Consider the following 25,943-nt stretch of genomic DNA (forward strand, 5'->3'; position numbering starts at 1 on the left):
GCTGCCGGGACTGGCTGTGTTAGCATCCTGCCATTCCCGCATACAGGAGCCCTCATGAGCAACCAGGACTGGCTGAACCGCAGCCGCGACAGCGTCTGGCACCCTTGCACCCAGATGAAACGCCACGAAACCCTGCCCATCATCCCCATCGCCAAAGCCGAAGGGGTATGGCTGGAGGATTTTGACGGCAATCGTTACCTGGATGCCGTGAGTTCCTGGTGGGTAAACCTGTTCGGCCATGGCCATCCGCGCATCAAGCAGGCCATCAGGCAACAACTGGATGAGGTGGAACATGTGATTCTGGCCGGTTTCACCCACAGGCCGGTGATCGAACTGTCCGAGCGCCTGTCCGCGCTGACCGGACTTGGCCATGTGTTCTATGCCTCGGATGGTGCCAGCGCCACCGAAATTGCCCTGAAGATGAGCTTTCATTACTGGAAGAACATCGGCCAGCCGGAGAAGTGCCGTTTCATCAGTCTGGATAACAGCTATCACGGTGAAACCGCCGGCGCGCTGGCCGTCACCGATGTACCGCTGTTCTCCGCCACCTATGCGCCGCTGCTCAAGCCTGGCGTGCGGGTGCCATCGCCGGATGCGCGACAAGCCCGACCGGGACAGAGCGCCGAGGATGTGGCCATGGCCGCCATTCGCTCACTGGAAAATGTGCTGGCAAAAAAGGCTGGCGAAATGGCGGCCATCATTGTGGAACCGCTGGTACAGGGTGCGGCCGGCATGGTCATGTACCACCCGGTCTACCTGACAGAACTGCGCCGCCTGTGCGATCAGTATCAGGTTCACCTGATTGCCGATGAAATTGCCGTGGGCTTCGGCCGCACCGGCACGCTGTTTGCCTGCGAGCAGGCCGGTATCAAACCGGACTTTCTCTGCCTGTCCAAAGGCATTACCGGTGGCTTCCTGCCCCTGTCCTGTGTACTGAGCACCGACACCATCTACCAGGCGTTTTATCACGATGATGTCACCCGCGGCTTTTTGCACTCCCACAGCTACACCGGGAATGCCCTGGCTTGCAGCGCCGCCCTGGCGGTGCTGGACATTTTTGCCGACGAAGACATCATTGCGCGCAACCGCGAACTGGCCGCCACCTTTACTGACATTCTGGCACCGCTGGCTGCACGAGCGGATGTGCGTCACTTCCGCCATACCGGCATGATCTGGGCATTTGATGTAGAAAGCCCGCGCGCCGACTTTGCACAAGCGTTTTTCTCGGCCATGCTGAAACTGGGCTGTCTGGTCAGACCAATCGGCAAGACGGTGTACTTCATGCCGCCTTATGTCATGCAGCCCGCGGAAATGATGCAGCTGTTCCAGGCCACCTGCGCCGTGCTGGATGCCTTGCATCAAGAAAACACAATTTTGACCGGGCCGGTCACCGCATTGCCATGAGGATTACCTTGCCTAGGCGGGCTTGATTCAAATAGCATGAGCGATACAAGGAATGGCAGATCAACCATCCATATGGTTTGTCATTCCGCCAGAACTCATTCCCTTACCCGCCTAGCCACAGGATGCACGATGCAGCTTGCCTTGCCCGCTCTGGATATGGACCCGAGATTGGTAGACACCAACCCTGACAGCGTTGCCAGCTGGGTAGAACGCTTGCCGTACACCGACCTGCATGAATGCGGCCGCCAGATGCTGGATGCCTTGCGCAATCTCAGCCGTACCCCGATGGAAGTGGCCAACCGCCACAAGCTGCTGCTGCAATACCTGAAAGGGCTGGACCGCTACTACCCGGCGCTGGAAAGTGAAATCATCCAGACCGATCTGACCTCGGCACCGCGCACCCGCCAGCTGGCCATGCTGGGCGCAGCCCTGTTCGAAGCCATTTTCATTGCCTTCAAACGCACGCTGAGCGAGCGGCTGGCCAAACGCGGCCTGCTGGAACGCGAGCAACAACGCATCGAACTGCTGTTGTACACCATGATGTCGGCACGCCAGTTGCTGAGTATCTGCTGCCAGAGCTACAGCCCGCCACCGGCACACTTCTGGTACGACTGCCACCAGCTGTTCAGCTTTGCCCTGGCGCGCGGCTGGCAGGACAAGCATCTGGAAAACGACGATTCACCAGCCACCATTTACCGCCAGATCCTGCTGTTGGGGCTGACCTCCACCAACCGGCTGTCCATGCCGGAATTACTGGTGGCCAAGCAGTTGATCATGGATCTGGCCCATCAAACCGGTCTGGTTCCGGTTGAGGCAATCCAGGGGCAGGCCCATGGCTATCTGGTGGATGCCTGCCGTGACGAACCGCCGCGCTTTCTGCGTATCCAGGCGGAAACCCTGGAAGCGGGATGTTATCTGCTGGACCTGGTACCGGCCATTACCGTGCTGAATCACAGCATCGAGCAATTGACCAAGGTACAGAACACCAGCAGCAACCCCAGCCAGACTTACGATGAGCTGCACCTGCTGCAATCGCTGGCTGCCGAATGGCAGCAACCGCGCCGCCGCCGACACCAGCGCCTGCCGATCCAGGAAGTAATCGAACTGATTTCCACCGTGCCGGCCATCTGGTATCGCAGCAACGGCATGAGCTGGGTGCAGGCCGGCAACGAAGAAGCCGCACCGCCCCCCACTACCCGCGCACCGCCGCCACCCAGCCTGTTTGTGGTGGTGAACCAGAGCGCCACCGGCTTTCTGCTGCGCGGCCAGCCACGCGGTCAGACCTTGCGCGCCGGCGAAGCTGTGTTGCTGACCCATCCGGGCAAACCCGACAGCGCCCAGTTGTGCATGGTGTGCTGGGTATCCTTGCTGCCGGACGGGGTCGATGTGGAATGCGGGGTGGAAATCATCGCGGCCAAACCCGAAGCCGTCATGGTGATTCCCACCATTACCCATCCCAGCGACACCCCGCAATTTGCCCTGCGCCTCCCGGCCATTGCCAGCCTGCGCCGACCGGCCCTGCTGTTGATGCAAGGCCGCCCGTTCAGCCGGCTGCGCGAATTCCGCCTGTGGGATGACAAGGGTGACATGCTGGTACGCTCCTCCAGGCTGGACAAGCAATCCCCCCACTTCCAGCTGATGGAATTTCGCGATAGCGACCACTTCTGAGCCACGCCCAGGCTGTCCGGTTTGCGGTAAACTCTTCAGCTTCTTCATTTATTGCAGCAGAAGGGTTTTGTATGCGCTCGGTGATTCATGCCGCCAACCGGATTGTGGTCAAGGTAGGTTCCAGCCTGGTCACCAATGATGGCAAGGGACTGGACCTGGCGGCGCTGGCGCGCTGGGCTGCCGAGATTGCCGAACTGAAACGCCGTGGCAAACAGGTGGTGCTGGTTTCCAGCGGGGCCATTGCCGAAGGCTGTCAGCGCCTGGGCTGGTCGGTACGCCCCAAGGGGGTTCACGAACTGCAGGCCGCTGCTGCCGTGGGCCAGATGGGCCTGTGTCAGGCCTATGAAACCGCGTTCCGCTCTTTCGGCCTGAAAACCGCGCAAATCCTGCTGACCCACGAAGACCTGGCCGACCGCACCCGTTACCTGAATGCGCGCACCACACTCACCACCCTGCTCAATCTTAATGTCGTCCCCATCATCAATGAGAATGACACGGTGGTCACCGACGAAATCCGTTTTGGCGACAACGACACGCTGGGTGCATTGGTCACCAACCTGATTGAAGCCGATGCGCTGATCATCCTGACCGACCAGCAAGGCCTGTACACTGCCGACCCGCGCAAGCATCCGGATGCGGTATTCGTGCACGAAGCGCAGGCAGGTGATGCTGCGCTGGAAGACATGGCCGGTGGTGCAGGCTCCAGCATTGGTACCGGCGGCATGATCACCAAGATTCTCGCCGCCAAGCGTTCGGCCCGCAGTGGTGCCGACACTGTGATTGCCTGTGGTCGCGAACATGATGTGCTGTCGCGTCTGGCCGATGGCGAAGGCATTGGCACCCAGCTGCTGGCACCGACCAACCGCATGGCAGCACGCAAGCAATGGCTGGCTGACCACCTGAAGCTGACCGGTCGCATCGTGCTGGACAATGGTGCGGCACTGGCAGTACGCGAACGTGGTACCAGCCTGCTGCCGGTAGGGGTTACTGCCATCGAAGGCGACTTCCTGCGTGGTGAAGCGGTGGCCTGCGTGGACCCGCAAGGGCTGGAAGTGGCGCGCGGCCTGGTGAACTACAGCTCGGACGAAGCCCGGCTGATCATGAAGAAAACCACCCGCGAGATTGAAGCCACACTGGGCTATATGGTGGAACCGGAACTGATTCACCGCGACAATATGGTCACCCTGTAAACCCTGGTTTCAAAGTGGTGACAGGCACAAAAAAGGCGGCGCAAGCCGCCTTTTGCATGTGCAACAGCCAGCCGGGACTGCAGACAGACCAGGCCAGGTGCCGTATCACTCCTGCCCGGGCGCATCCACGTTTTTACCAGCTTCCAGCTCGCGTGCACGGCGCAATTCCAGCGCACGGGCAATCACATAAGCCATCATCAGGCAGATGAAGAACAGGAACATCACCAGCGCCATCGAGCGCAGGGTTTCGGTCAGCGCGTTCCACAATTCCAGCACCCAGCGCGCACCGGTCAGTTCCAGCTGGGTACTGCCCTTGCCGGCAGTGGGCGGCAGATACTGCTCCAGATTCCAGGGGCGGACGCCGCCGGAGATCCCTGCTACCACGATGGCAAAGCTGATGTAGTAGCGCCAGGCATCGGCCAGGTCCTGTCCCAGAGTACGGCGCAGGATCTTGACGATGGCAGGGTCAAAAAAACGCACTACTGCCAGCGAAGTAGCCAGGGCAACCACGACAATGGCAGCAAACAGTGCATAAAACATGATGTTTCCTTTCTGGAAAACCAAATCAGGTTCAGATAACAGATCAATTCATGTACAGCGCGCCACGCTCAGACCGATGGCTGTTGCAGCAGGCGGGCAAACCGCTGCAACACAGCCGCAGCCTGTGGCGTGGGGCACAACCGTGTCCGCAACGCTTCTGGTGCCAGACCTGCCGCTTGCAGCGTGGGTGCCAGATGCGCCAGATAAGCGCCCATGGCGGCAAGATCGAACTCGGGATGAAATTGTACGCCCCAGGCCGAACCCAGGCGGAATGCATGATTGGGTTCGAATGCGTTGGCTGCCAGCCGTACCGCCCCCGGAGGCAAGGCACTGACGGACTGCCAGTGAATGACCGCCGCCGGAAAGCTGGCGGGCATGCCGGCAAACAGCGGGTCTTCTGCTGCTGCAGGTAACAGGTCGACCTCAACTACCCCTGCCTCCGGCCCCTTGGGGTGGTAGCCCACGCTGCCGCCCAGGGCATCAGCCAGCAACTGGTGGCCATAACAGATACCCAATACCGGAAGCGCACGCGCCACCGCCTGACGCAGCCACTGTGCGGTGGACACGCTCCAGTCCTCGCGATCGCTCACCATGGCCGGGGATCCGGTAATCACCGCCGCGGCGCAGTCCTCCACTGCGGGGAGGGTTTCGCCACGCTGCACGTCCACCACGCGCCACTCATCGGGAGCAGCTTGCATTTCACGGGTAATCCAGTGTTCAAAATCACCCAGTTTTTCGGCCAGCGCCGGGTAGGTACGCCCGGTCTTGATGATGATTTTCTGCATGGGACTAGTCTTTCAGCGGCAGGCCAAAATGGGTGTACGCCAGTGCCGTGGCCATGCGGCCGCGCGGGGTACGTTGCAAATAGCCTTGCTGGATCAGGAAGGGTTCGATCACATCTTCAATGGTGTCGGTGGATTCACCAATGGCCGCACCGACATTGTCCAGCCCCACCGGGCCACCGCCGAACTTCTCCAGAATGGCAGCCAGCAGCTTGCGGTCCATCACGTCCAGACCGGCCGGTCGACATCCAGCATAGCCAGCGCAGCATCAGCCACCTGGGCCGTGACAACGCCGTCGGATTTCACTTCGGCATAGTCACGCACCCGACGCAGCAAGCGGTTGGCAATACGCGGAGTGCCGCGCGAACGGCGTGCCACCTCGAAAGCGCCATCTTCGCCCAGTGTGACATTCAGCAGCCCGGCAGAACGGCTGACAATCCGCGTCAGTTCTTCCGGGGTATAAAACTCCAGCCGCGCCACAATGCCGAAGCGGTCGCGCAGCGGATTGGTCAGCATGCCGGCACGGGTGGTGGCCCCCACCAGGGTGAAGGGCGGCAGGTCCAGCTTGACCGAGCGTGCGGCCGGGCCTTCGCCAATCATGATGTCGATCTGGTAATCCTCCAGCGCCGGGTAGAGGATTTCCTCGACAACCGGGCTCAGGCGGTGGATTTCGTCGATGAACAGCACATCGTGCGGCTCCAGATTGGTCAGCAGCGCTGCCAGGTCGCCTGCACGTTCCAGCACCGGTCCGGAGGTCTGGCGCAGGTTGACACCCATCTCGCGCGCCACGATATGCGCCAGCGTGGTCTTGCCCAGGCCGGGCGGGCCGAACAGCAACACGTGGTCCAGCGCTTCACCACGGCGCTTAGCGGCCTCGATGAAGATTTCCAGCTGCTCGCGTGCCTTCTTCTGGCCCACATATTCATCCAGCTGCTTGGGGCGCAGCGCGCGCTCCAGTGCTTCTTCCTGCGAGGACAGGCTTTGCTGGGTAACGATGCGTCGCTCGGGTGCGCCGCCAATCAGCTTGTCGGTTTCGATCATGGGTACTGCCGTGGTGGCTGGATTTTGAATCCGTCCATCTTACCACCTGACCCAACAGGCCGCAGGCTAGCCCTTCATCAAATTCTTCAAAGCGAGGCGCACACCGTCGCTGACGGTCACGTCGGCAGGCAGGCCCTTGGTGGCGGCAGCGGCTTCCTTCTCGTTGTAACCAAGTGCCAGCAGGGCATTGACGATATCGCTTTTTTCGTCCGGCGTGGCGGCAAACGGCAGGCCGCCGGGTACGGCCAGATTACTGCCGGTGGCCAGCTTGCCACGCAGCTCCAGCACCAGCCGTTCCGCAGTTTTCTTGCCGATGCCGGGAACGGAAGATAGGCGCTTGATATCCTCACTGGCAATGGCCACCGCCAGTTCATCCGCTGTCATGCCGGACAGGATGGCCAGCGCAATCTTGGCACCGATGCCACTGACCTTGATCAGCTGACGGAAGGTCTCCCGTTCTTCCTTGCTGGCAAAGCCGAACAGCAGGTGGGCATCCTCCCGCACCACCAGATGGGTGAACAACGTGGCCTTCTGGCCCAGGGCCGGGAGCTGGTAAAACGTTGTCATCGGCACATCCACTTCGTAACCGACGCCATTGACGTCCACCACCACCTGCGGTGGCAGCTTTTCGATAAGAGTGCCGCTGAGGCGTCCGATCATGACAAAAATACTCCGGTGAAATTGATTGCTCAGGCCAGCAGCAAGGCCACGGCCAACAACAGTGGATACAGATTGGCCGCCATGATGGTGGCGATGATGGCCGGGCGCAAGTGTGACGGTTCGTCCGTATGCTGCCACAGCTGCACGCTGGCAAAGCCGGACAGCGGCAAGGTCAGCAAACCGAGTGCAGCTAACAACGGCAGCCGCTGCTGCCACACCAGTACGGCCAGCAGGCCATAGGCCAGCACGACAAGCAAGCCGTAGACCATGCGGGCCTGCGCCAGTGGCAAGCGCACCACCCAGTGCCATTTGCCGGCCTGCCGGTCGGCGTCGCGATCGGGAAACTGATTGATATACAACAGCAGGCTGGTGAGGATGGCATAAGGCCAGCTGGCCCATAGCAAGGTGCTCTGCCAGCTACCCGTCAGCAATACCGCCATGCCCTGTGGCAACAACAGAAAGCAGGCTGCCACACTGGGCTCTCCCAGACCGCGGCTGTTCAGCTGCAAGGGCGGTGCTGAATACGCCCAGCCCAGCAGCACGCCAGCCACACCGATCAGCAAAAGCGGCAGGCCACGCAAGCTGACCAGATACAACCCACCGACAATGACGAGAGCAAACAGCCCAAGGGCGAGGCTGCGCATCTGTGTGGCGCTGAGCACACCGTTCTGGATGAAACGGCTGCCACCGGTAAACGGAAACAGCCGCGCGGTATTGGCGGCATCCGTGCCATTGTGATGGTCGGCCACATCATTGATGACATTGACCGCAGCATGGGTGAGCAAGGCCAGGATCAGGCCCAGCAGTGCCAAGGGCCAGTGCTGTTGCAATGCTGCCCAGCCGCTGGCGGCGATGCCAAGCAATGCACCGGCCAGCGTGATGGTGAGAAAGGCAGGCCGGGTGGCCAGCCACCAGCGCACCGGATGATGCGCCAGATCAGCCGCTTGCGGTTCGATGGCAACAGGAGAAGGAGGCATGCAGTGCTCCGTCAGGACGATGACCACAGCATAGCGCAGCCACGACCAACTGTGCTTGCGCTAGACCAGACGCCCGCCACGCACTTTCAGGCCCTGCCGTGCCAGCTGGCCGATGGCACCGCCACTGAGGTTGGCATGTGCCAGCGCCACGGCCAGCGCATCCGCCGCATCGGCCTGTGGCGTGCCGGACAGATTGAGCATGCGCACCACCATGTGCTGCACCTGCTCCTTGGCCGCCTTGCCATGACCGACCACCGATTGCTTGACCTGCAAGGCGGTGTAGTCCGAGACAGCCAGATTGCGCAGCACCAGGGCGGAGACACAGGCACCACGCGCCTGGCCCAGCATCAGCGTGGCCGCCGGATTGACGTTGACGAACACCTGCTCGATGGCCGCTTCGTGTGGCTGATAGGTGTCGATCACGCCGAACAGCCCGTCGATGATGACCTTGATGCGCTCGGCCAGCGGTGCACCCTGCGGAGTGCGGATGCAGCCGGAAGCCACATAATGACGCTGCTGGCCAATCAGGTCGATCACGCCGAAACCGGTAATGCGGCTACCGGGGTCCACGCCCAGAATGCGCCGGCTCACGCAGCCCAGCCCGCGGCAATGGCATCGGCCTCGGCCAGCCGTTCCGGAGTGCCCACATCCAGCCACAAGCCATCCAGTCGACTGCCACTCACCTGCCCTTCCGCCATGGCGGCACGCAGCAGCGGTGCCAGCTTGGCCGGCTGGCTGGCGGGCGTATCGGCAAACAAGGCCGGATGGTAGGCGGCAATGCCGGAGAAGGTCAGCCCGTTACCCGCATCTGGCCTGGCTGCCAGCAGGCCATTAGCCAGCAGGCCGAAATCACCGGCCGGATTGTGCGGCGGATTGTCCACCAGCAGCAGGTGAGCCAAACGGGTTCTACCATCCAGCTGTGCTGCCTGTTGCTGCAAGGCGGTGAAATCGACATCGCTCAGCACATCGCCATTCACCACCAGGAAAGGGGCATCGCCCAGCAAGGGCAGCGCGGTGGCAATGCCACCGGCCGTTTCCAGCGCGGTACTCTCCGGCGAGTAGGCAATCTCCACACCAAGGCGACTGCCGTCGCCCAGCACCTGTTCGATTTGCGCACCCAGCCAGGCGTGGTTGATCACCAGCTGGCGGATACCCGCTGCCGCCAGACGGCGGATATGCCACTCGATCAGCGGCCTGCCACCAGCCGGCAGCAAGGGTTTGGGCGTGTGGTCGGTCAGCGGGCGCATGCGCTCGCCACGACCGGCCGCCAGAATCATCGCTTTCATGCCCACGCCATCAGCCCTTGACGCTCAGCACCGGGTAGGCCGATTGCAGCTCGGCATCGGTCTCGTCCTTGCCCACCAGTTGCAGCAGCAACTGATACAGCGGAGCCAGTTCCTGATAGCGGCGGGTGGTGCGTTTGAGGTATTTGATGAAGCGCGGAATCTCGCTGCGGTACTTTTCCTTGCCGTCACGGTGGTAAAGTCTTGCAAAGATTCCGGCCACTTTCAGGTGGCGCTGCACGCCCATCCATTCGAAATCACGGTAGAAATCATCCACGCTTTCCGGCACCGGCAAGCCAAGGGCCCGGGCTTTTTCCCAATAGCGGATGGCGATATCCAGCACGAAATCCTCTTCCCACTCGATGAAGGCATCGCGCAGCAGGGACACCAGATCGTAGCTGATCGGGCCATATACCGCGTCCTGGAAATCCAGCACGCCGGGGTGGCCGGAGGTTAGCATCAGGTTGCGGACAATGAAGTCGCGATGCACGAAAACCTTGTTTTGCGGCAGGATGGCCGCCAGCAGTTTTTCACAGCCGGCATCCCATAACTGGCGCTGCGCAAAGTTGAGCGGCTTGCCCAGTTCCTTGGCGCAATACCATTCCGGAAACAGGCTGAGTTCCCGGCGCAGCAAGGCTTCGTCGTACTCTGGCAACACATCGGGACGGCTGGCTTGCTGCAGGGCCAGCAGGGTATCCACCGCCTCCAGCAGCAGATGACGATGCACCAGCGGACGTGTGTCATGTTCCAGTGCGGCCAGCAGGGTGATCTTGCCCAGATCCTCCAGCAACATGAAGCCTTGCTCTCGATCGCGGGCGATGATCTGCGGGACATTCACCACCGAAAAAATCTCACGAACCTTCACGTAAGGATCGGTGTCCATTTTCTCTGGCGGCGCATCCATGACGATGCGCGAAGTGCCATCCGGGAAGTGGGCACGGAAGTAGCGACGGAAGTCGGCGTCGGCCGCGGCAAACTCCACCATGATGTCAGTTTGCGGATACAGGCTGTCAAGCCAGCTCTTGAGTTGTTCCAAACGTTGCATGTCGGTTCGTCACGATGCTGATAGAATCTGCTGATTTTAACCTGCTCACCTGTCCACACGATATGGCTTTGTGCATGCTCAAACTGCAGCCCACGAAAATGACGCTGGCTCTGGCAGCCGCTTTCTCGGTTTCTGCCGCCCAGGCCGCAGACAATGCGCCGGAAGCGCTTAATACCACGCCCACCACCCAGGGGCAGACGCATGTCACTGCCGACCACATGGACGGGCAGATGCAGGACAAGCTGAAAGCCAGTGGCGATGTGGTGGTGATTCGCGACAACCAGACCCTGGAAGCGGACTGGCTGGACTACTACCAGCAACAGAACCGGGTGAAGGCGGGCAACCACTTCCGCCTGACGCGTGACAAGGACGTTGTCACCGGCACCACGCTTGACTACTGGATGGACGAACATACCGGTTCGGCCCAGCAGCCTTCCTTCCAGATGGGCAGCCCGGATACCAATAACAAGCCCGGCGGTGCCAAGCGCAGCCTGGCGCAATCCGGCATTGCCTTCCGTGGCGATGGCAGTGAAGCCCAGTTCACCGGGCCGGATCAGTACCGCCTGATCAACAGCAGGGTCAATTCCTGCGTGGTGGGGGATGACTCGTGGTATCTGAAGTCCTCCACGCTGGACCTGAACTACGCCACCAATATCGGTGTTGCCCGCAATGCCCGGGTAGAATTCCAGGGCGTCCCCATCCTGTACACACCCTGGATCGACTTCCCGCTGGATGGCAGCCGCAAATCCGGCCTGCTTACGCCCACCTTCCGTTCCGGCACCACCGGTTTTGACATTGCGCTGCCCTACTACTGGAACATCGCGCCCAATTTCGATGCCACCCTCACCCCGCACATCAACCTCAAGCGGGGCACCATGCTGGCCGGTGAGTTCCGTTACCTGGAGCCGGACTACGAGGGCAGCATTTATACCGAGCAGCTGCGCAACGACAAGCTGACCCACACCAATCGCTACGCCTGGTACGCCACCCACAAGCAAAACCTGCTGCCGGGGCTGACCTTTGGCTACGACTACAACTACGTCTCCGACACGAAATACTTCGACGATTTTGGTGACCGCACCCTGCAGGCCATCAATGTCAACCTGCTGCGCCAGGCCTGGACCAAGTACAACACCAGCTGGCAAGGCGGCAATCTGGAAGCCATGCTGCGCGTGCAGCGCTACCAGACACTGGAAGACCCGCTGATTCCGGCCGACCAGCCCTATGCCCGTGTACCGCAGTTGACCCTGGTGGCCAACCAGCAGCTGCCATCCGGTTTCAGCTTCAATCTGCAAGGCGACCTGACACGTTTCTCGCACCCCACCTTGCAGACCGGTGACCGCTTTGTTGCCTATCCCAGTGTCACCTGGAATCTGCTGGACAAGAGCTGGGGCTTCTTCCGCCCCAAATTCGGCGTCAATTACACCAAGTACGACCTGAATCCGCTGGGTAACAATACGACACCGGGCAGCACCATCACCCGCACCTTGCCGATTTTCAGCACCGACTCCGGTCTGTATTTCGAGCGCGATACCAGCTTCCATGGCAGCAATTTTGTAGAAACACTGGAACCGCGTTTGTTCTACGTCTACATCCCGGCCAAGGACCAAAGCAAGATTCCGAACTTTGACAGCTCGGAAAACGACTTCAACTTCGCCCAGCTGTTCTCGGAAAACCGCTTTTCCAGCTGGGACCGCATCAATGCGGCCAACCAGTTGACCGCAGCCCTGACCAGCCGTCTGATCAGCGCTGAAACCGGTATCGAACGACTGCGCCTGATGCTGGGTCAGCGCTATTACTTCCGCAACGAAGACACCTCGTTATACGGCAACCAGATCACCCTGCAGAACAACGGCAAGGGCCTGCTGGGTAGCCTGGGCGGCGATCTTGACCAGGCCTGGCGTCTGGACAGTACCTATGAGTACAACCAGGATCTGGCCAAAACCCAGCGCTACAACATGCAAGTGCGCTACAACCCGGCTCCGGGCAAAACCGTCAGCCTGCGCTACCGCTATGGCCGTTACGAACAGTACGGTGACACCACGCAATATGGTCCGCTGCGCATGGTTGACTTCGGTGTGCAATGGCCCATCGTGCGGCAATGGTATGCCGTGGGCCGCGAGAGCTATTCCCTGATCGACAGCAAGCCACTTGAGCATCTGCTCGGGGTAGAGTACAACGACGGCTGCTGGACGGCGCGTGTGGTGGTGAAACATACCAATACCCTGGCAACCACCATTTCTTCCGCCTCCAAGAGCACCGGTATTTTCTTCCAGCTGGAATTGCGTGGTCTGGGCAGTCTGGGCAGCAGCCCGACATCCGACCTGAAACTGGCCATTCCCGGCTACTCCAACATTTCCGATATCCGATCCAATTGACCATGAAAAAAACCCTGCTTGCTCTGTTGATTGCAACACTCGTCCAGACGACCCACGCAGCACCGGCCAACCCGGTCAATGAAATGGATCGCATCGTGGCGGTGGTCAACAAGACCGTCATCACCAATCTGGACCTGCAAAACCGTATTGATGCCGTCATCCAGCAACTGAAAGGGCAGAATGTCACCCCGCCGTCGCGTGACGTTCTGGCGCATCAGGTGCTGGAGCAGATGATTACCGAGCAGACACAGCTGGAATACGCCAACAGCAACGGCATCCGCGTGGATGACCATGACCTGGACCTGGCCATTGCCGACCTCGCCAAGCAGAACAAGCTGGACGTAAAAGGCCTGCAAGCCCAGCTGGCCAAGGAAGGCGTGCCGTTTGCCCGCTTCCGTGAGGAAATCCGCCGCGAAATCATTCTGGCCCGTCTGAAAAACAATGAAATCGGCTCGCGCATCAATGTGACTGACAGCGAAGTGGATCAGGTACTGAAAAGTGCCCAGAGTGCCAATCGCAACGAATACCACCTGGCCACCATTCTGGTCAGCACCCCGGAACGTGCCGACGCCAAGCAGCTGGACAACCTGGCGGCCAAGGCCAGCAAGGCACTGGCCGAGCTGAATGACAAGCAGCCGTTTGCCAAGGTGGCAGCCACTTACTCCGATGCACCGAACGGCATCAAGGGCGGCGATCTGGGCTGGCGTCCGGCTGCCACCTTGCCGCAGGAATTCGTATCGCTGCTGGACAGCCTCAACCCGGGCCAGCACACCGGCGTCATTCGCACACCGCAAGGCTTCATGATTTTCCAGCTGATCGAGAAGCGTGGCGGCAACCAGCCGCTGGTGGTCGAGCAATACCACACCTCGCATATCCTGATTCGCACCAATGAAGCGGTGTCGGATACTGACGCCAAGAACCGCATCCTGCAAATCCGCGACCGTATTCTGCGCGGTGCCAAGTTTGCCGAAATGGCCAAGCTGTATTCCGAAGACGGCAGCAATGTCAAAGGCGGCGATCTGGGCTGGGTGAACAAGGGCGACATGGTGCCGGAATTCGAAAAAGCCATGCTGGCCCTGCCGGTGGGCACGGTGTCCGAGCCGGTACGCAGCCCGTTTGGCTGGCACCTGATCCTGGTGGACGCCAAGCGCAACCAGGATGTCTCCGCCGATCGCGAACGTCAGACCATCAAGCAGCAGCTGCGCCTGCGCAAGCTGGACCAGGCTTATCTGGACTGGGTGCGTCAGCTGCGTGATTCCGCCTTTGTCGAACAGCGCCTGGATGACAAGTAAGCCATGACTGCGGCACGCCCCCTGCTGGCTGTCACCGCCGGAGAACCGGCCGGCATCGGCCCGGATCTGGTACTCACCCTGGGCCGCCTCACGGTAAATGCCCGGCTGGTGGTGATTGCCGACCTGCCCCTGCTGCAACAGCGTGCACTGCAGCTGGGCCTGCACCAACTGCAATTCCGCCCTTACCAGGCCGGCCAGCCGGCCCCCGAGGCCGGTACGCTGGAGGTCCTGCACGTGCCGCTGGCTGCACCAGTCAAGCCGGGCGTGCTGGATGCGCGCAATGGCCGTTATGTGCTGGATACGCTGGATGCAGCCATTGCCGGCTGTCTGTCCGGTGAGTTTGCCGGCATGGTAACTGCGCCCGTACACAAGGGCGTGATCAACGATGCGGGCGTGCCATTCAGTGGCCATACCGAATACCTGGCAGAACACACCGCCACCCCGCGCGTGGTGATGATGCTGGCCGGGGCCGGCATGCGGGTGGCGCTGGTCACCACCCATCTGCCGCTGCGAGCCGTGGCCGACGCCATCACCAAGCCGGAGCTGGAAGCCGTCATCCGCATCCTGCATGGCGATTTGCAGCACAAGTTCGGGCTGCAGAATCCGCACATTCTGGTGGCGGGCCTCAACCCGCATGCAGGGGAATCCGGCCACATGGGACGTGAGGAAATCGACGTCATCGAACCGGTATTGCAAGACTTGCGCGCCGAAGGCATGCAGCTGATCGGCCCGCTACCGGCTGACACCCTGTTCAACCCGGACAAGCTGGCCACGGCTGATGCGGTACTGGCCATGTACCACGACCAGGGCCTGCCGGTACTCAAGCACGCCAGCTTCGGGGCCGGCATCAACATCACGCTGGGTCTGCCCATCATCCGCACCTCGGTGGACCACGGCACGGCACTGGACCTGGCCGGCACCGGCCGGGCCGATCCGGGCAGCCTGTATGAAGCCGTGCGTCTGGCTGCACAGCTGGCTGTCACACAGCAGTGAAACTGCCGCCAAAACACCACAGCCCCTGCTAATAACAGGGGCTTTTCCTTTTGTGGCAATACCTTAAGGCAGACGGGCCTGTTTTGTCGGACAACATCCAGAACAGGTCGGTATCTTTATATCAAAATGTAAAAATGACGTGAACGGCATTTTTCGCAACGCAGCAATTGGGCTAAACTAGCCGCTAATGTATTCAAACAATTACAGCAGCACGGACCATGACCACCAGCACCCATCAGCGTCTCCGCGAGATCCCCTATAACTACACATCGTATTCGGACCGGGAAATCTTCATCCGGCTTCTGGGCGCACCCATGTGGGCGCTGCTGGAAGAGTTGCGCAGCGAGCGCAAGACCGGCCGTTCTGCCCGCATGTTGTTTGAAGTGCTGGGGGATATCTGGGTAGTGGACCGTAACCCCTACCTGGTAGACGATCTGCTGGACAACCCCAAGCGCCTGTCCGCGCTGGTGGAAGCCATGCACCACCGCCTGCAGGAAGTGGAAAAGCGCCGCGAAGGCAATGACAAGGTGGGCCAGCTGATTGCTGCCGCCCGCCAGGCGGTGAATGCTTTCGAGCAGCAATTTGCCGAAACCCGCGAACTGCGGCAGGCCATCCTGAAAAAGCTCAGCCGCCACACCCGCCGCGACAACATCCTGTTTGATGGCCTGGCCCGTGTTTCGCACGTGACCGACGCTACCGACTGGCGCGTGGAATACCCCTTCGTGGTGCTGTCACCGGATACCGAAGAAGAAATCGCGCCACTGGTGCGGGCGCTGATCGAGCTGGAACTCACCATCATCCCGCGTGGCGGTGGTACCGGCTACACCGGCGGTGCCGTGCCGCTGGACCGCCGCAGCGCCGTCATCAACACCGAAAAGCTGGTGCAGCACAACGGCGTGGAATACATCGCCCTGCCCGGCCTGGATGGCCAGCGCGCCACCATCCAGTGTGGTGCCGGTGTGGTCACCGCTCGCGTGGCCGAGGCAGCCAGTGCTGCCGGCCTGGTATTTGCCGTGGACCCCACCTCCGCCGAAGCCTCCTGTATTGGCGGTAACGTCGCCATGAATGCCGGCGGCAAGAAAGCCCTGCTGTGGGGGACTGCGCTGGACAACCTGGCCAGCTGGAAAATGGTGGACCCCAACGGTAACTGGATGTTTATCGAACGGGTGGGCCACAACTACGGCAAGATCCACGATGTAGACGTGGCCAGCTTCCGCATCACCCGCTACAAGGAAGACGACAAGACCGTCCTGTCCACCGAGCAGCTGGACATCCCCGGCCCCACCTTCCGCAAGGTCGGCCTGGGCAAGGACGTGACCGACAAATTCCTGGCCGGCCTGCCTGGCGTACAGAAGGAAGGTACCGACGGCATCATCACCAGCGCGCGCTTTGTGCTGCACCGCATGCCGGCGCACACCCGCACCGTGTGTCTGGAATTCTTCGGCACCGTGGCCCAGGCCACCCCGGCCATCGTGGAAATCACCGACTACTTCAAGCAAGGCGGTGCCGGTCATGCTGCCGGTGTGCAACTGGCCGGTCTGGAACACCTGGACTGGCGCTACGTGCGTGCCGTGGGCTATGCCACCAAGGCCAAGAGCAAGGGGCGCCCGAAAATGGTGCTGATCGCCGACATTGTCTGCGACGATGAGAACGCGGTAGCCGAAGCCGCCAGCCAGGTGGTGCGCTTTGCCAATGCCCGTACCGGCGAAGGCTTTATCGCCGTCACGGCGGAAGCACGCAAGAAGTTCTGGCTGGACCGCTCGCGCACTGCGGCCATCTCGCGCCATACCAATGCCTTCAAGATCAACGAAGACGTGGTGATTCCGCTGCCGCGCCTGGGCGATTACTCCGACGGCATCGAACGCATCAATATCGAGCTATCCGTCGCCAACAAGCTGCGCCTGCTGGATACGCTGAGCGAATACTTCCAGGGCAACCTGCCGGTGGATACCGAAGGCGGCGCCGTCTCGGCCGACGAAATCATCGGCGAGCGTCGCAGTTCTGCACTGGAGCTGATTGCCACCCTGCGTCAGCGCTGGCAGTGGTTGCTGGACAATCTGGATGCCCCGTTTGCCCAGTACCGCAGCCTGTGGCCGGATGCACCGCTGGTGGATGCCAATGCCAGCCCGTCCAGCGTGTTCATCGCCATGCGTGACTTCCAGCTGCGTGTCAGCTGGAAGGACGAGCTGCTGAACGATCTGGAAAACCTGTTCTCCGGCAAGGCCGATGCGCCGATTCTGGATGCCGTGCACGCACTGCACCAGAAAGTGCTGCGCGGCCGCGTGTTCGTGGCGCTGCACATGCATGCCGGTGACGGCAATGTGCATACCAACCTGCCGGTCAACTCCGACGACTACGACATGCTGCAAACCGCGCACAAGGCGGTGGCCCGCATCATGGAACTGGCACGCAGCCTGAACGGCGTGATTTCCGGCGAGCACGGCATCGGCATCACCAAGCTGGAATTCCTCACCGAAGAGGAAATCGCCCCCTTCCGCGCCTACAAGCAGCGCGTGGACCCCAACGGTCATTTCAACCGCGGCAAGCTGTTGCCGGGTGCCGACCTCACCATGGCCTACACCCCGTCGTTCTCGCTGCTGGGGGCGGAGTCGCTGATCCTGGAACAATCCGACATCGGTGCCATTTCCAACAGCGTCAAGGACTGCCTGCGTTGCGGCAAGTGCAAACCGGTGTGCTCCACCCACGTACCGCGCGCCAACCTGCTGTACAGCCCGCGCAACAAGATTCTGGGCGTCGGCCTGCTGACCGAGGCCTTCCTGTACGAAGAACAAACCCGCCGTGGCGTCAGCCTGAAGCACTTTGACGAGCTGTCCGATGTGGCCGACCACTGCACGGTATGTCACCGCTGCGTGAAACCCTGCCCGGTGAAGATCGACTTCGGCGATGTGTCGGTCGCCATGCGCAACTTCCTGCGCAAGACCGGCAACAAGCGCTTCAACCCCGGCACCGCGCTGGGCATGGCCTTCCTCACCGTCAAGGATCCGTCCACCATCAAGGCCATCCGTGGCGGTCTGGTCGGCTTTGCCTACAAGGCACAGCGCCTGGGTTACAGCGTGGGCAAGAAGCTGCACCTGACCGGCGGACAAACCAAGCAGCCGCCATCCACCGTCGGCAAGGCACCGGTGAAGGAACAAATCATTCACTTCATCAACAAGCCGATGCCGGGCGGCCTGCCGAAGAAAACCGCGCGTGCGCTGCTGGATGTGGAGGATGCCAATGTGGTGCCGGTCATCCGCAACCCGCAAGTGGCGGAAGATGCCGAAGCGGTGTTCTACTTCCCCGGCTGCGGCTCGGAACGCCTGTTCAGCCAGGTCGGCCTCGCCACCCAGGCCATGTTGTGGCATGTCGGCACCCAGACCGTGCTGCCGCCAGGCTATCTGTGCTGTGGTTACCCGCAAACGTCGGCAGGCTACGCCGACAAGGGCGAAGCCATCACCACGGAAAACCGCGTGCTGTTCCACCGTCTGGCCAACACGCTGAACTATCTGGACATCAAGACCGTGGTGGTGAGCTGTGGCACCTGCTACGACCAGCTGGCGAAATACCGCTTCGAGGACATTTTCCCGGGCTGCCGCATCATCGACATCCATGAATACCTGATGGAGAAGGGCCTGAAGCTGGACGGGATTGGCGGTCAGAAGTATATGTACCACGACCCCTGCCACACTCCGATGAAGGCCTACCAGCCGCTGGACGTGGCCAACAAGCTCTTGGGCGGTGGCGTGACGCTGAACGACCGTTGCTGCGGCGAATCCGGCACCTTTGCCGCCAGCCGTCCGGACATTGCCACCCAGGTGCGCTCGCGCAAGGAAGAGGAAATCAACAAGGATCTGGCCAAGATCGGTGCAACCGAGCAGCCGGTGAAGATTCTCACTTCCTGCCCGTCCTGCCTGCAGGGTCTGTCGCGCTACAGCCCGGATACCGGCACCGAAGCCGACTACATCGTGGTGGAAATGGCCAAGCACATCCTGGGCAAGAACTGGATGAAGGACTACGTGGAAAAAGCCCGCAACGGTGGTATCGAACGCGTGCTGCTGTAAGCCATCACCCTGGTACTACCCTACAAACCGCAGGCTCCGGCCTGCGGTTTTTTCATGGCTGAATGCAAGATACGGGGCGATGCAGGCGGTAGGTGCGCTGCAGCCAGCCATACAGCGGACGCTGCGTGAAGCCCTGCCGCCATTGCCTGATCACCTCGGGCAGGCAGGCCTGCATGGCCGTCTCATCACCACTCCACGGCAGCATCGGCCACAGCAGGGAAGCGGCGGTCAGATCGGCCCGGCTGAAGGCATCCCCCACCAGATAATCCCGCCCTTGCAAGGCAGCTTCCAGCGTATCCAGTGCCCGCTCCAGCTGTGGCAATGCTGCAGCAGCGCTCTGCGGGTTGATCCGCATCTTGTAAAACATGGCATGGCGGATCAGGCCGAACAGTGCCTGAAACGCCAGTCCCTGACCACGCGACGCACCCCGTAATAGAAAAGCCATCGCGTACTGACGCTGACGCAGCACGTGAGAATAGAACCACAAGCGCAAGGACACGCCGATTTCATCGCCCAGCCATTGCTCCCATTGCCGCGCCTGCCGGGCCAGGTTCCCGTCTGTCGGTGTCAGGCTCTGCTGTGGCCAGCGCTGGTCCAGATAGTCGATGATGGCGGCCGAATCCTGCACGATATACGGCCCGTCACGCAAAATGGGCAGTGAACTGGCACTGGCCATGCGCCGGCTCCAGGCCAGATGCAAGGCAGGTAACAGGTTGACCGCGCGGTAGGGCTGCTGCTTGAGGTCCAGTGCCCAGCAGGCTTTTTCGCAAAAATGGGAAAAGGGGAATTGGTAGAGTGTCAGCATCAGCCCATCCGGCCCGTATTGGCAGAGCCAGCATGATGCCACGCAATGACATGTGCATTGTCGGTATATGCTGGGATATTGCGCCAGATCAGACCGGTCATTCCGGACTAGCCAAAAGCAAAAGGAGGCTTGCGCCTCCTCTTGCTTGAGCACTACATACTGCGAGTGAGCTGCCGCTGTGCGGCTTATGGCTTATTGGTTCAGCTTGCGCGGGGCATGCTGGTGATGCTTCACCGCATGGCGGTGGTGATGCTTGTGCACATGCTTCTTGGCAGCTTGTGCCTTTTGTGCGGCAGGTGCCGAAGCGGCCTTGCGGGCCTTCTTCACCTGATGATGTTTTTTCTTGCCATGGTGTGCCTTGGCATGGGCCTTGGCCGGCGCAGCGACAGCAGGCTTGGCAGCCGGAGCAGAGGCATCGGCAGCAAAACCGGCAGCGGAAGCCAGACCAAACACGGCGGCAAGGGCAAGGGCGGCGATCTTTTTCATGGTCATTCTCCCGTAAGGCGACTTTGTTGGGTTCCGGGGGCAGCGTGTTTGCTGTCTCCATGAACTGCATCTTAGGGAGGGGAAAGCTGCGCGTCTGTGAGACTCTTGTAAGGCCGTGTAAGCGTTCGTAACCGCCTCAGCCCCCAGCCGGAGCGGGTGCCTGCACACGGGTGACCAGCAACTGGTCGATACGGTAATTGTCGATGTCCACCACTTCAAACTTGTAGCCCGCGTACTCGACATGGTCGGTGCGCTTGGGAATCTTGCGCAGCATGTACATCATGAAACCGGCAATGGTTTCGTAGTTCTCGTCATCCGGGAAGCCATCGATATCCAGCGCACGCAGTACGTCCTCCACCGGCGAGGCGCCATCCACCAGCCAGCTGTCGGCATCACGCTGCACGATCTGGTCTTCCTGGCTTTGCGACACCAGGTCGCCCATCACCGTGCTCATCACGTCGTTCAGCGTGATGATGCCCACCACCAGCGCGTACTCGTTCATCACCACGGCAAAGTCCTCGCGCGAGGCCTTGAAGCGCTCCAGCAGCTCGGACAGGGTCAGGCTGTCCGGGATGATCAGCACACTGCGGATGGTCAGCTCACGCTTGATCGACACGCTTTGCTGATTCACCAGCCGGGTCAGGATGTCTTTGGAATCCACATAGCCAACGACAGCATCCACCACGCCGTCACATACCAGATACTTGGCATGCGGGCTTTCGGCAATCTTGCGCTTGATGCTGGCTTCTTCTTCCTGCAGGGTGAAATACACCACGCTTTCGCGCGCGGTCATCGACGACGGCACGGTGCGGCTTTCCAGCTCGAACACGTTTTCGATCAGGTGATGTTCCTGCTCCTGCAGCACGCCAGCCTCGGCCCCGGCTTCCATCATTGCCACGATATCATCCGGCGTCAGGTCGTCCGGCCGCGCGGTGGGCAGGCCAAACAGGCGGAACAAGGCATTGGCCAGGCTGTTGAACAGCCACACCAAGGGCATGAACAGCCGCACACAGGCCTGCATCGGCCGTACCACGCGCACCGCAATCTGCTCCGGTGCCGACATGCCCAAGCGCTTGGGCATCAGGTCGGCAAACAGTACGAACAGCGCCGTGACGGTGACGAAAGACAGCAGAAAGCTGACCCGTTCCACCCAGTCGGCGGAAAACACCAGATGCAGTGCCTGGGCAAAATAGGGGGTAAAGGCCGCCTCGCCCATGATACCGGCCATGATGGCCACGGCATTCAGGCCGATCTGCACCACGGTAAAGAACAAGCCCGGCTGCGCCTGCAAGGCCAGCACGCGTTCGGCACGCACGTCGCCCTCTTCGGCCATTTGCCGCAGTTTGATCTTGCGTGCCGCCGCCAGCGAGATTTCCGATACGGAAAAGAAGGCACTGATCAAAATCAGTACGGCAATCACCATCAGGTTCTGAACCAGATTCACACAGTATTTCCAGGGAGTTAGCGACGGGATGTCTTGTACAGGATAGCCATTCCGCATGACAGGACTGAACATGCGGACAGTGGAGTCAGTATAACAGACGAAAAAAAACCGCAAGGCCGTGGCACGGTAGAATGAGCGACATCCTTCAACAGAATAAGGCGATCCGCTCATGACTTGTCCGCTTTGCACCCTGCCTGCCGGCGAATTGCTGTACGAAGATGCCCGACTGTGGGTCTTGCTGGTAGAAGAAGCCGGCTATCCCGGCTTTTGCCGCGTCATCTGGAAACAGCATGTACGCGAAATGAGTGACCTCACCGTCACCGATCGCAGTCATTTGCTCGACTGGGTGATGCGTACCGAAATAGCCATCCGCCACGTCATGCAGCCGGACAAGATCAATCTGGCCAGCCTGGGCAATGTGGTGCCACACCTTCACTGGCATGTGATTCCGCGCTTTGCCGATGATGCCCATTTCCCCAGCCCGATCTGGGCCAGCCCGCAGCGCGAAGGGGCCGACCACAGCCAGCCGCAACTGGCCGGACTGCTGCGCACTGCCCTCTTGGAGCAAGCTGCCAGCTGAGCGCGCCATCCCCGGCAACTTGCCCGCGGCCATGGCTTCTGTGTAGGCTAGAGCGATCATGCTGGTGGCAAATGCTGCCAGCGATGACGCGGAACCGCTTTCAAGCCGGCCCCTGGGCCGGCTCGTAAGCGGCTCCTCCCGAGACCGGCAGGTCGACCCGACCCGCCCACCACTCACACAGGAGTTGCCGATGTACACCACCCTCATCAGCCCGGCCCAGTTACAGACACTGGACCCGGAACACACCGTCATCCTCGACTGCCGCTTCCAGCTGACCGACCCGGAATACGGCTCGCATGCTTACGAAGCCGGCCATATTCCCGGTGCCCTTTACCTCAACCTGGATTACCACCTGTCCGGCGTGAAAACCGGCAGCAATGGCCGTCACCCGCTGCCGGACGGCCAGCGTCTGGCAGTGGACCTGGGTGCTGCCGGCATTACCGCCGATGTACAAGTAGTGTGCTATGACGACGCCGGAGGCATGTACGCCGCCCGCGCCTGGATGCTGCTGCGCTGGCTGGGCCATGCTGCGGTAGCGGTACTGGATGGTGGCATCCAGGCCTGGCAACAGGCCGGTGCCACGCTGGAAACCGACAAGAAGCGCCATATGCCGCGCCGCTTCCCGGTGAAGGCCAGCCTGATCGAAACCGTCGATGCCGATCAGGTACTGGCCAATCTGGAAGAACAGGATTTTGTCGTGGTGGATGCCCGCAGTCCGGAGCGCTTCCGTGGCGAAGGCGAAACCATGGATCCGGTCGGCGGCCATATCCCCGGCGCACGCAACCGCTTCTTCCAGCACAATCTGGATGGCAATGGCCGCTTCAAGGACCCGGCGACCCTGCGCAGCGAATGGGAGGCCGTACTGGCTGGCATCAGCCCGGAAGAAATCGTGCATCAGTGCGGTTCCGGCGTCACCGCCTGCCACAACCTGTTGGCGATGGAACATGCCGGGCTGACCGGCAGCCGCTTGTATCCGGGCTCATGGAGCGAATGGTGCAGCGATCCGGAGCGCCCGGTCGCCCGCTAAGTTAACCAAGTGACCACCATGAAAAAACCGCCGTCTGCGCTATCCGGGACGGCGGTTTTTCGTCACAGGCCAGTTCAGGCCAGGATGAAACGCTGCAACAACTGCTGACCCGCCGCCCAGCTTCCCAGCCCGGCATGGCTGCCCATGTGACCGGCCTTGCCGGCGTCCAGCAAGCGCACGCCCCAGCCTGAGGCCATGGACTCGGCAGTGGCGAAATCACAAAACAGATCATCCCGGCTGGCCACCATCACCGCCGGCACCGGCAATGCGCCCGCGTCAGGCTGTTCGAAACCGGTAAACGCCGGCATGGCCGCAGCAGCCGGCAGTTTCGCCACTGGCGCGCGCCCTTGCCTCGGTAATCGGCAGTGCCGGTGGCGCCACCAGCAGCACGCCCTTGATGCGCCGCTGGGTAAGGAAATCCACCGTGCGCAGCCAGGCCACCGTGGTATGACAGCCCAGACTGTGTGCTGCCAGCACGATACGGCCGGGCGTGTCCCGCACCAGTTGATCCAGCGCCGCTACCCATGCTTCGCGCTCCGGGTACAGCCAGTCCTGCTGCTGCACGCGCCGCGCCAGCGGGTAGGTCAGCTCCCACAGGGTTTGCCAGTGCTTGTCACCGGAATTACCCCAGCCAGGCACGGTAATCAGCACTACATCATCATCGTCCAGCATCATCACCCTTGCTTGTTGCCGGTGCATCAGGCGTACTCATGCTGCACCGTGGTTGCGCCCTGTCTGCCAGGACGGGTTTGTCATTCTGAGCACAGGCTAAAGCGCTTTGCCACAGAATGCAAAACGCCGGCATGACCGGCGGTGTGCAAGGGAAAACGACAAGCTCAGTGGCGGCCCGGTCCACCCTGGTCCGGCCAGGGCTCGCCCGGACGTCCGTCCCGTGGTCCATGCCCGCGGTGGTCATCGCCCTCATGCCAACCATTGTCATGGTGACCATGCGGGTGCTCGCGCAGATAGCGCGGCGCATATTCCTGGCGATACCACTGGTCCTGCACGAAATACACCCGGCGATCACAGGCATGGTAACGGCTGCAATAGCGATCCCAGTGCCGGGCATGGCCCGGTGGCACCCGCAGGTAGATGGGTGGCTGTGCCACCACCACCGGGCTGACAATCACCGGTTGCGGGTACAACAAGGCCGGTGGCGGATAATCACCAATATCCAGCTGGCCGTAGAAGCCCGGCTCTCCGATATTGACCGAAATACCGACATTGGCCGCCAGCGCCGGGGTGGCGGCGGTCAATGCCAGCAAGCAAAACAGCAGACGATGTTTCATGGCGCGTCCTGAGATAAGTGTTGTTCACGCTCACCTGCGGCAGGCCAAAGGCAGCGCAGGCAATCTGCCCCGATGCCTTCATCCTAGCCCCGGCAAGCTGCCACTGGTGAAAACAATCATTGCGATGTGTTAGCAATCGCAACCGGCTCAACACAAATTCATCAAGCAGCGCCCGGCAGCGCTCAGGCTGGCAGCTCCAGTGCGTAATCGACGATCAGCGGGGCGTGGTCGGAGAACTTCTCCTCCTTGTAGACCGATGCGCTTTTGGCCAAGGCCATCAAGGACGGGGTGACGATGTGGTAATCGATACGCCAGCCCACATCCTTGGCATAAGCCTGACCGCGGTTGCTCCACCAGCTGTAGCCGGGCTGATCCGGGTACAGGGTACGCCAGACATCGCACCAGCCCACGCGCCCCAGCAAGTCGCTCATCCAGGCCCGTTCCTCCGGCAGGAAACCGGAATTCTTCAGATTGCCCTTCCAGTTTTTCAGGTCGATTTCCTGATGGGCAATGTTCCAGTCCCCGCAGATGACGATATCCCGACCCGCTGCCTTGAGTTGCTCCAGGTGCGGCATGAACACATCCAGAAACTGGAACTTCACCTGCTGGCGCTCATCGCTGCTGGAACCAGACGGCAGATAGAGCGAAATCACACTGAGATTGCCAACATCCAGCTGCAGGAAGCGTCCCTCGGCGTCGATCCAGTCCACGCCCAGCCCTTCGATCACCGCATCCGGCTGGCGGCGCGTGTAGACCCCCACGCCGCTATAACCTTTTTTCTCGGCATAGTGGAAATAGCCGGTCATGCCGTCCGGTGCCCGCATGCGCTCGCTCAGGTCCCCTGCCTGCGCCTTCAGCTCCTGCACACAAACGAAATCCGCCCCGATGGTGGACATCCAGTCAAAAAAACCCTTCTTGTCCGCCGAGCGGATACCATTGAGGTTGGCTGAAACGATTCGAAGCAATGCAGTCTCCTGTGCTATCCTTGCCGGCAAATT

23 protein-coding genes and 1 pseudogene are annotated in these 25,943 nt (G+C 61.0%); 9 read left to right on the top strand and 15 right to left on the bottom strand.

Features of this window, described 5'->3' with window-relative positions; translation table 11 throughout:
- The first annotated feature begins 54 nt into the window (after positions 1-54).
- From AWT75_RS06470 to proB, 3 genes are all read left to right on the top strand, one after another.
- On the top strand, positions 55-1,404 hold the full coding sequence (locus AWT75_RS06470) for an adenosylmethionine--8-amino-7-oxononanoate transaminase (RefSeq protein ID WP_062788326.1): 1,350 nt from the start codon (positions 55-57) through the stop codon (positions 1,402-1,404).
- Between the two features lie 129 nt (positions 1,405-1,533).
- A complete protein-coding gene (locus tag AWT75_RS06475; protein WP_062788328.1) occupies positions 1,534-3,072 on the top strand; it encodes a hypothetical protein in 1,539 nt (512 codons plus the stop codon).
- Positions 3,073-3,143: 71 nt separating this feature from the next.
- The gene (gene proB / locus AWT75_RS06480) at positions 3,144-4,262 is read left to right on the top strand and encodes a glutamate 5-kinase (RefSeq protein WP_045846370.1); all 1,119 of its coding nucleotides are present in this window, start codon (positions 3,144-3,146) and stop codon (positions 4,260-4,262) included.
- 105 nt (positions 4,263-4,367) lie between these two features.
- Here the strand turns inward: proB and AWT75_RS06485 are convergent, their stop codons facing one another.
- The 8 genes and pseudogenes from AWT75_RS06485 to amgK all read right to left on the bottom strand — a co-directional run bounded on the left by AWT75_RS06485 (position 4,368) and on the right by amgK (position 10,590).
- The gene (locus tag AWT75_RS06485) at positions 4,368-4,802 is read right to left on the bottom strand and encodes a hypothetical protein (RefSeq protein WP_062788331.1); all 435 of its coding nucleotides are present in this window, start codon (positions 4,800-4,802) and stop codon (positions 4,368-4,370) included.
- Between the two features lie 68 nt (positions 4,803-4,870).
- Complete coding sequence (locus AWT75_RS06490; RefSeq protein WP_062788333.1) at positions 4,871-5,587, bottom strand: glutamine amidotransferase; 717 nt, start codon at positions 5,585-5,587, stop codon at positions 4,871-4,873.
- 4 nt (positions 5,588-5,591) lie between these two features.
- Positions 5,592-6,625: pseudogene (ruvB, locus tag AWT75_RS06495) on the bottom strand (Holliday junction branch migration DNA helicase RuvB).
- Between the two features lie 66 nt (positions 6,626-6,691).
- Positions 6,692-7,285, bottom strand: coding sequence for a Holliday junction branch migration protein RuvA (gene ruvA, locus AWT75_RS06500; RefSeq protein WP_045846366.1), 594 nt, complete (start codon positions 7,283-7,285; stop codon positions 6,692-6,694).
- A gap of 29 nt (positions 7,286-7,314) precedes the next feature.
- A complete protein-coding gene (locus AWT75_RS06505; protein WP_082695991.1) occupies positions 7,315-8,262 on the bottom strand; it encodes a prenyltransferase in 948 nt (315 codons plus the stop codon).
- A gap of 60 nt (positions 8,263-8,322) precedes the next feature.
- Positions 8,323-8,853: a crossover junction endodeoxyribonuclease RuvC gene (gene ruvC / locus AWT75_RS06510; protein WP_045846364.1), complete on the bottom strand. Its 531-nt coding sequence runs from the start codon at positions 8,851-8,853 to the stop codon at positions 8,323-8,325.
- Positions 8,850-9,548, bottom strand: a complete 699-nt coding sequence (gene murU / locus AWT75_RS06515; RefSeq protein ID WP_062788338.1) for an N-acetylmuramate alpha-1-phosphate uridylyltransferase MurU — start codon at positions 9,546-9,548, stop codon at positions 8,850-8,852. The genes ruvC and murU overlap by 4 nt, the downstream gene beginning before the upstream one ends.
- Before the next feature lie 10 nt (positions 9,549-9,558).
- Positions 9,559-10,590: an N-acetylmuramate/N-acetylglucosamine kinase AmgK gene (amgK, locus tag AWT75_RS06520; protein ID WP_062788340.1), complete on the bottom strand. Its 1,032-nt coding sequence runs from the start codon at positions 10,588-10,590 to the stop codon at positions 9,559-9,561.
- Between the two features lie 74 nt (positions 10,591-10,664).
- Between amgK and AWT75_RS06525 the strand changes: the two genes are divergently transcribed.
- The 4 genes from AWT75_RS06525 to AWT75_RS06540 all read left to right on the top strand — a co-directional run bounded on the left by AWT75_RS06525 (position 10,665) and on the right by AWT75_RS06540 (position 19,314).
- Entirely contained in the window at positions 10,665-12,968 is a 2,304-nt protein-coding gene (locus tag AWT75_RS06525) for an LPS-assembly protein LptD (protein WP_062788434.1), read from the top strand.
- A gap of 2 nt (positions 12,969-12,970) precedes the next feature.
- Entirely contained in the window at positions 12,971-14,260 is a 1,290-nt protein-coding gene (locus AWT75_RS06530; protein ID WP_239689488.1) for a peptidylprolyl isomerase, read from the top strand.
- 3 nt (positions 14,261-14,263) lie between these two features.
- Complete coding sequence (gene pdxA / locus AWT75_RS06535; protein ID WP_062788345.1) at positions 14,264-15,253, top strand: 4-hydroxythreonine-4-phosphate dehydrogenase PdxA; 990 nt, start codon at positions 14,264-14,266, stop codon at positions 15,251-15,253.
- Positions 15,254-15,471: 218 nt separating this feature from the next.
- On the top strand, positions 15,472-19,314 hold the full coding sequence (locus AWT75_RS06540) for a DUF3683 domain-containing protein (RefSeq protein WP_062788347.1): 3,843 nt from the start codon (positions 15,472-15,474) through the stop codon (positions 19,312-19,314).
- Between the two features lie 52 nt (positions 19,315-19,366).
- Here AWT75_RS06540 and AWT75_RS06545 read toward each other — a convergent pair whose 3' ends face one another.
- The 3 genes from AWT75_RS06545 to paeA form a co-directional block, all read right to left on the bottom strand.
- Complete coding sequence (locus AWT75_RS06545) at positions 19,367-20,119, bottom strand: glutathione S-transferase family protein (RefSeq protein WP_062788351.1); 753 nt, start codon at positions 20,117-20,119, stop codon at positions 19,367-19,369.
- Positions 20,120-20,311: 192 nt separating this feature from the next.
- Positions 20,312-20,605 carry a hypothetical protein gene (locus tag AWT75_RS06550; RefSeq protein WP_045846384.1) on the bottom strand — a complete coding sequence of 98 codons (294 nt, stop codon included), beginning with the start codon at positions 20,603-20,605 and terminating at the stop codon, positions 20,312-20,314.
- Positions 20,606-20,741: 136 nt separating this feature from the next.
- Positions 20,742-22,049, bottom strand: a complete 1,308-nt coding sequence (paeA, locus tag AWT75_RS06555) for a polyamine export protein PaeA (protein WP_204376893.1) — start codon at positions 22,047-22,049, stop codon at positions 20,742-20,744.
- A gap of 169 nt (positions 22,050-22,218) precedes the next feature.
- Between paeA and AWT75_RS06560 the strand changes: the two genes are divergently transcribed.
- Together AWT75_RS06560 and AWT75_RS06565 are read left to right on the top strand one after the other, a co-directional pair.
- Entirely contained in the window at positions 22,219-22,629 is a 411-nt protein-coding gene (locus AWT75_RS06560; protein WP_062788354.1) for an HIT family protein, read from the top strand.
- Between the two features lie 190 nt (positions 22,630-22,819).
- A complete protein-coding gene (locus AWT75_RS06565; protein ID WP_062788356.1) occupies positions 22,820-23,656 on the top strand; it encodes a sulfurtransferase in 837 nt (278 codons plus the stop codon).
- Between the two features lie 74 nt (positions 23,657-23,730).
- Here AWT75_RS06565 and AWT75_RS22695 read toward each other — a convergent pair whose 3' ends face one another.
- From AWT75_RS22695 to AWT75_RS06580, 4 genes are all read right to left on the bottom strand, one after another.
- Positions 23,731-23,964: an alpha/beta hydrolase gene (locus tag AWT75_RS22695; protein WP_239689489.1), complete on the bottom strand. Its 234-nt coding sequence runs from the start codon at positions 23,962-23,964 to the stop codon at positions 23,731-23,733.
- Positions 23,933-24,355 carry an alpha/beta fold hydrolase gene (locus AWT75_RS22700; protein WP_239689490.1) on the bottom strand — a complete coding sequence of 141 codons (423 nt, stop codon included), beginning with the start codon at positions 24,353-24,355 and terminating at the stop codon, positions 23,933-23,935. Before AWT75_RS22700 ends, AWT75_RS22695 begins: the two co-directional genes overlap by 32 nt.
- Positions 24,356-24,492: 137 nt before the next feature.
- Entirely contained in the window at positions 24,493-24,945 is a 453-nt protein-coding gene (locus AWT75_RS06575) for a hypothetical protein (protein ID WP_062788358.1), read from the bottom strand.
- A 182-nt stretch (positions 24,946-25,127) separates the two neighbouring features.
- Positions 25,128-25,910, bottom strand: coding sequence for an exodeoxyribonuclease III (locus AWT75_RS06580; RefSeq protein ID WP_062788360.1), 783 nt, complete (start codon positions 25,908-25,910; stop codon positions 25,128-25,130).
- Between the last annotated feature and the right edge of the window lie 33 nt (positions 25,911-25,943).

It is taken from the genome of Aquitalea pelogenes, assembly GCF_001515305.1.
GTDB classification, from domain to species: Bacteria; Pseudomonadota; Gammaproteobacteria; order Burkholderiales; family Chromobacteriaceae; genus Aquitalea; species Aquitalea pelogenes.

Excerpts from the sequence above, each read along its gene's own strand:
- AWT75_RS06470 (WP_062788326.1), top strand. The coding sequence starts at position 55 with ATGAGCAACCAGGACTGGCTGAACCGCAGCCGCGACAGCGTCTGGCAC.
- AWT75_RS06475 (WP_062788328.1), top strand. The coding sequence starts at position 1,534 with ATGCAGCTTGCCTTGCCCGCTCTGGATATGGACCCGAGATTGGTAGAC.
- proB (WP_045846370.1), top strand. The coding sequence starts at position 3,144 with ATGCGCTCGGTGATTCATGCCGCCAACCGGATTGTGGTCAAGGTAGGT.
- AWT75_RS06485 (WP_062788331.1), bottom strand. The coding sequence starts at position 4,802 with ATGTTTTATGCACTGTTTGCTGCCATTGTCGTGGTTGCCCTGGCTACT.
- AWT75_RS06490 (WP_062788333.1), bottom strand. The coding sequence starts at position 5,587 with ATGCAGAAAATCATCATCAAGACCGGGCGTACCTACCCGGCGCTGGCC.
- ruvA (WP_045846366.1), bottom strand. The coding sequence starts at position 7,285 with ATGATCGGACGCCTCAGCGGCACTCTTATCGAAAAGCTGCCACCGCAG.
- AWT75_RS06505 (WP_082695991.1), bottom strand. The coding sequence starts at position 8,262 with ATGCCTCCTTCTCCTGTTGCCATCGAACCGCAAGCGGCTGATCTGGCG.
- murU (WP_062788338.1), bottom strand. The coding sequence starts at position 9,548 with ATGAAAGCGATGATTCTGGCGGCCGGTCGTGGCGAGCGCATGCGCCCG.
- amgK (WP_062788340.1), bottom strand. The coding sequence starts at position 10,590 with ATGCAACGTTTGGAACAACTCAAGAGCTGGCTTGACAGCCTGTATCCG.
- AWT75_RS06525 (WP_062788434.1), top strand. The coding sequence starts at position 10,665 with ATGCTCAAACTGCAGCCCACGAAAATGACGCTGGCTCTGGCAGCCGCT.
- AWT75_RS06530 (WP_239689488.1), top strand. The coding sequence starts at position 12,971 with ATGAAAAAAACCCTGCTTGCTCTGTTGATTGCAACACTCGTCCAGACG.
- pdxA (WP_062788345.1), top strand. The coding sequence starts at position 14,264 with ATGACTGCGGCACGCCCCCTGCTGGCTGTCACCGCCGGAGAACCGGCC.
- AWT75_RS06540 (WP_062788347.1), top strand. The coding sequence starts at position 15,472 with ATGACCACCAGCACCCATCAGCGTCTCCGCGAGATCCCCTATAACTAC.
- AWT75_RS06545 (WP_062788351.1), bottom strand. The coding sequence starts at position 20,119 with ATGCTGACACTCTACCAATTCCCCTTTTCCCATTTTTGCGAAAAAGCC.
- AWT75_RS06550 (WP_045846384.1), bottom strand. The coding sequence starts at position 20,605 with ATGAAAAAGATCGCCGCCCTTGCCCTTGCCGCCGTGTTTGGTCTGGCT.
- AWT75_RS06560 (WP_062788354.1), top strand. The coding sequence starts at position 22,219 with ATGACTTGTCCGCTTTGCACCCTGCCTGCCGGCGAATTGCTGTACGAA.
- AWT75_RS06565 (WP_062788356.1), top strand. The coding sequence starts at position 22,820 with ATGTACACCACCCTCATCAGCCCGGCCCAGTTACAGACACTGGACCCG.
- AWT75_RS22695 (WP_239689489.1), bottom strand. The coding sequence starts at position 23,964 with ATGCCGGCGTTTACCGGTTTCGAACAGCCTGACGCGGGCGCATTGCCG.
- AWT75_RS22700 (WP_239689490.1), bottom strand. The coding sequence starts at position 24,355 with ATGCACCGGCAACAAGCAAGGGTGATGATGCTGGACGATGATGATGTA.
- AWT75_RS06575 (WP_062788358.1), bottom strand. The coding sequence starts at position 24,945 with ATGAAACATCGTCTGCTGTTTTGCTTGCTGGCATTGACCGCCGCCACC.